At 72.2% G+C, this 2,859-nt stretch carries 4 protein-coding genes; all 4 read right to left on the bottom strand.

What is annotated here, in order from left to right:
* Positions 1–115: 115 nt before the first annotated feature.
* Positions 116–583, bottom strand: a complete 468-nt coding sequence (gene nrdR / locus HMPREF0731_RS10610) for a transcriptional regulator NrdR (protein WP_007004116.1) — start codon at positions 581–583, stop codon at positions 116–118.
* Positions 584–605: 22 nt separating this feature from the next.
* Positions 606–1,907: a serine hydroxymethyltransferase gene (glyA, locus tag HMPREF0731_RS10605; protein ID WP_007004115.1), complete on the bottom strand. Its 1,302-nt coding sequence runs from the start codon at positions 1,905–1,907 to the stop codon at positions 606–608.
* A gap of 25 nt (positions 1,908–1,932) precedes the next feature.
* Positions 1,933–2,412: a ribose 5-phosphate isomerase B gene (gene rpiB, locus HMPREF0731_RS10600; protein WP_007004114.1), complete on the bottom strand. Its 480-nt coding sequence runs from the start codon at positions 2,410–2,412 to the stop codon at positions 1,933–1,935.
* 45 nt (positions 2,413–2,457) lie between these two features.
* On the bottom strand, positions 2,458–2,859 hold a 402-nt coding region (locus HMPREF0731_RS10595), incomplete at its 5' end, for a dienelactone hydrolase family protein (RefSeq protein ID WP_007004113.1).

Below are 2,859 nucleotides of genomic sequence, written 5' to 3'. Positions count from 1 at the left end.
CAGCGCGGCGTGGTCGGCGGGCAATGCCACGCGCAGCGCCGCGCCGAGCGAGAGCCCGGCCACGGCGGCCCCGCCGGCGAGCGCCGCGGGATGAAACAGTTTGACCATGCCGGGTTCAGCCCTTGTTGCCGTCGCCGAAATCGAGGGAGCCGAGGAAGGCGCGGAAATCGCCCGCCTCGCCGAAATTGCGGTAGACCGAGGCGAAGCGCACATACGCCACCTGGTCCAGTTCCTTCAACGTCTCCATCACCATCTCGCCGATGGCGCGGCTGGTGATCTCGCTCTCGCCCTCGGCTTCCAGGCGGCGCTGGATGCCGTTGACGATGCGCTCGATGCGGTCCTCATCCACGGGGCGCTTGCGCAGCGCGATGCGGATGGAGCGCGCCAGCTTGTCGCGGTCGAAGGGCACGCGGCGCTGGTCGGACTTGACCACCGTCAGCTCGCGCAGCGTCACCCGCTCGAAGGTCGTGAACCGGGCCCCGCAGGAGGGGCAGGAGCGCCGGCGGCGGATCGCCGCCCCGTCATCGGCGGGGCGGCTGTCCTTCACCTGCGTGTCCTCGCTGCCGCAGAACGGACAGCGCATGCGCCCCCTCCCCCCCGCCGGATCAGCGGTAGATCGGGAAGCGCTGGCAGAGCGCCTGCACCTCGGCCCCCACCTCGGCCTCGATGGCGGCGTTGCCGTCGGGGTCGTTGGCGCGCGACAGGCCGGTCAGCACCTTGCCGATCAGCCGGCCGATCTGGCGGAATTCCTCCTCGCCCAGGCCGCGCGTGGTGCCGGCCGGCGTGCCGAGGCGGATGCCCGAGGTGACGAAGGGCTTGGCCGGGTCGAAGGGGATGGCGTTCTTGTTGCAGGTCAGGTGGGCGCGGCCCAGCGCCGCCTCGGCCGCCTTGCCGGTCAGGTTCAGCGGGCGGAGATCGACCAGCATCAGGTGGTTGTCGGTGCCGCCGGTGACGATGCCGGCCCCCTGGGCCACCAGTTCCTCGGCCAGGGCGCGGGCATTGGCGACCACGGCCTTGGCATAGGCGCGGAACTCGGGGCGCAGCGCCTCGCCGAAGGCGACCGCCTTGGCGGCGATCACATGCTCCAGCGGGCCGCCCTGCAGGCCGGGGAAGACGGCGCTGTTGAACTTCTTCGCCAGCGCCTCGTCATTGGTCAGGATCATGCCGCCGCGCGGGCCGCGCAGCGTCTTGTGGGTGGTCGTGGTCACCACATGGGCGTGCGGGAAGGGGCTGTCATGCGCGCCGCCGGCCACCAGGCCCGCGAAATGCGCCATGTCCACCATGAAATACGCGCCGACCTCATCGGCGATGGCGCGGAACCTGGCAAAATCCCAGGCGCGGGAATAGGCGGAGCCGCCGGCGACGATCAGCTTGGGGCGGCTCTCGCGGGCGATGCGGGCCACCTCCTCCATGTCGATGCGGCCGCTCTCGCGGTCCACCGTGTAGGGGGCGACCTTGAACCACTTGCCGGACATGTTGACCGGCGAGCCATGCGTCAGATGGCCGCCGGCGGCGAGGTCGAGGCCCATGAAGGTGTCGCCCGGCTGCAGCAGGGCGAAGAACACCGCCTGATTGGCCTGGGCGCCGCTGTGCGGCTGGACATTGGCGAAGCCGCAGCCAAAGAGCTGCTTGGCGCGCTCGATCGCCAGCGTCTCGATCTCGTCCACATACTCGCAGCCGCCATAGTAGCGCTTGCCCGGCAGGCCCTCGGCGTATTTGTTGGTCAGGATCGAGCCCTGCGCCTCCAGCACCGCCCGGGAGACGATGTTCTCGGAGGCGATCAGCTCGATGCCGTCCTGCTGGCGGTGCAGCTCCTGGCCGATCAGGGCCGCGATGTCGGCATCGGCCTCGGCCAGCGGGGCGGAGAAGAAGCGGCTGGCGAGATGCGCCGGGGAGAGCTCGTTCATGGTCTCGGACCTCCTGGGGCCAGGCTCAGGCAGAGGGGGCGGCGGGGGCCGGCGCGGCGATGGCCGGGGTCAGCTTGGCGATGCGCCGGTCGTGGCGGCCGCCTTCATAGGAGGTGGTGAGGAAGGCGGAAAGCGCATCCAGCACCACCTCGGCCCCGATGGTCCGGGCGCCGAAGCAGGCGATGTTGGCATCGTTGTGGGCGCGGGTCAGCCGGGCCTCGGTGGTGTTGTGCACCACCACGGCGCGGATCGCCGGGTGCCGGTTGGCGGCGATGCTCATGCCGATGCCGCTGCCGCAGACCAGCACGCCGAAGCGCGCCTGGCCGCCCGTGACCGCCTCGGCCACCGGATGGGCGAAATCGGCGTAGTCGCAGCTCTGCGTCCCGTGGGTGCCGAAATCGAGCACCGGATGCCCGGCCGCCTCCAGCGCGGCGCGCAGGCTGTCCTTGAGGGCGGCGCCGGCATGGTCGGCGCCGAGGGCGATGGGGGTCTCGGCCGGGTTCATGGCGCCCCCGTTACCACGCCTTGTTGATCGGGAAAACTCGAACCCCTACGGCTTGGGCGCAACCCCGGCATGTGCGGCGAGGAAGGCCAGCGCGCGCGGCACCGCGAGCGCCCGGGACTCGGGGTGCGGCCCGGCGGTGACCTGGCGGCCATCGGGCAGGGTGCGGGCGCGCGGCGGCGCCTCGCCCGGCGCGTCGAAGCCATGGCCGGCGCCGGGATAGGTCACCGCCTCCACGCGGCCCTCCGGCTGCGCCGCCACCCAGGCCTGGCAGAAGCGGGCCGGGGTCCAGTTGTCCTCCTGCCCCAGCAGGAGCAGCAGCGGGATGGCGCTGGTGGTGCCGGCGCGGCGGGCGGCGAAGCAGCCGGGGTAGAAGGCGACGCCCGCGCGCAGCAGCCCGGGCGGCGCCTTGGCCGCCGCCGCCAGCACCGTGCTGCCGCCATGCGACCA

Origin of the sequence: Pseudoroseomonas cervicalis ATCC 49957 (assembly GCF_000164635.1) — a bacterium.
Classification (GTDB): Bacteria; Pseudomonadota; Alphaproteobacteria; order Acetobacterales; family Acetobacteraceae; genus Pseudoroseomonas; species Pseudoroseomonas cervicalis.
This window is presented reverse-complemented; position numbering and strand designations above follow the sequence as displayed.